This window comes from Thauera aminoaromatica S2 (assembly GCF_000310185.1).
In the GTDB taxonomy this organism is placed as follows: domain Bacteria; phylum Pseudomonadota; class Gammaproteobacteria; order Burkholderiales; family Rhodocyclaceae; genus Thauera; species Thauera aminoaromatica.
Map to the genome: position 1 here is coordinate 1 of NZ_AMXD01000280.1, position 1,449 is coordinate 1,449.

Here is a 1,449-nt window from a genome sequence, read left to right on the forward strand (position 1 = left end):
GGGCTCTATGCCGTTTCCAGTGGGAATTGACTTCTCAACAAACATGACGGTAGCGCCCGTAGTCGCGGGCGACGGCCGGCACCAGGGGGTTCTGCGGTAGATGCTTGAGCTTGGACATGCGCAGGTAGGCCATAGCAATGAAGTTCTCGATGTTGCGGAAGCCGCGAGCGGCAGTCTTGGTCTGCTGGAGCAGGCCGTTCATCGCTTCGACGTAGGCGTTGCTGCGTCCGTCGAGCATGCCGCGCACGACGCCGCCGAGGTGCTCCTTCAGGGTGAGCGCCAGCCGCTTGAAGGGCTCCAGGCGGCTGCGGCGCGCCCAGCTCAGCCATTTGCTCATGGCCCCTTGCGCGATCTCTTCGTTGTTGCTCGCGGCTGCATCGCGATAGACCAGCCGCAGTGCCTGCTTCAGGCGCCAGGCGCGCGCGCTCTTCAGATTCGAGCGTTGCAGCCAGTGCATCGCCTCGAACTGGGCATGGGTCCAGCCCACCGGGTTCTTGCGCATGCCCCACAGCAGCTGTCGCAGCGTCTTCTTGCTCTGCGCGCCGACCGCTTCGCGCACCGCTGCCGCCGAGCTGCGCATCTCTTCGCGACGCACCTCGTCCATCGCCGCGTTGGCCAGCGCCACGACATGAAAACGGTCGTAGCTGATCCGGGCATTGGGCAGCGACTGGCCGATCCCCTTGGCGTAGGCCGCGCTCATGTCGATACAGGCATGCTCGATGGCCAGCGGATCGCCACCGTGCGCACGCATGTCCTGGGCAAAGGCCTGCAACGTCGCGTGATCTCGCCCTGGTGTGGCGAACAGCAAGCGCTTGGCCTCGAGGTCATGCACCACGGTGATGTACTCGTGCCCGCGCTTGACGCTGGTCTCGTCGATCCCGACGTAGCGCACGCCCGACATGTCGTCCTTGGCACGGGCCACCTCGACGTAATGGCGCACTCGACGCCACAGGCGCTTCGGAGCGACCCGCAACTGGTTGGCTGCCTGACGCACCGGCATCTCCCGGCACAGCGACAGGCTCAGCGCCTCGAACAGCAGGGTAAAGCCGCTCCCCTCACGCGCCCACGGCACCGGCAACTGCGTGGTCTTGCCGCAGCCCTTGCACTGCACGCGCGGGATCTCGGCATGCAGCCACGCTTCGAACTGAAAGAAGTCCAGGTGACGCCAGCTGCGCCGCACGCGGTCGTGGATCAGCTGGTGCTCGACCCCACACGCCGGACACGTCGCACGACCGCCGGTGTGCTCGACCTCGAAGTCGATCCGGCGCTTGGCTGTGTTGAGCTCGACCTTGGCGACGTGCCAGGGCGGCTGCAGGCCGAGCGCGGTGGTGAAGAGGGCTTCAATCTGGGTGTTCATGCGGTGCGAGGTCAGCGTCAGTGTCGGGCGGTTGTACCACCGATCATCATGTTTGTTGAGAAGTCAATTCCCACTGGAAACGGCATAGAGCC

1 protein-coding gene is annotated in these 1,449 nt (G+C 65.2%); it reads right to left on the bottom strand.

Translation table 11 applies throughout. The features are described 5' to 3' along the window. Positions 1-34: 34 nt before the first annotated feature. Positions 35-1,357 carry an ISL3 family transposase gene (locus C665_RS19560; protein ID WP_004300719.1) on the bottom strand — a complete coding sequence of 441 codons (1,323 nt, stop codon included), beginning with the start codon at positions 1,355-1,357 and terminating at the stop codon, positions 35-37. Positions 1,358-1,449: the final 92 nt, after the last annotated feature.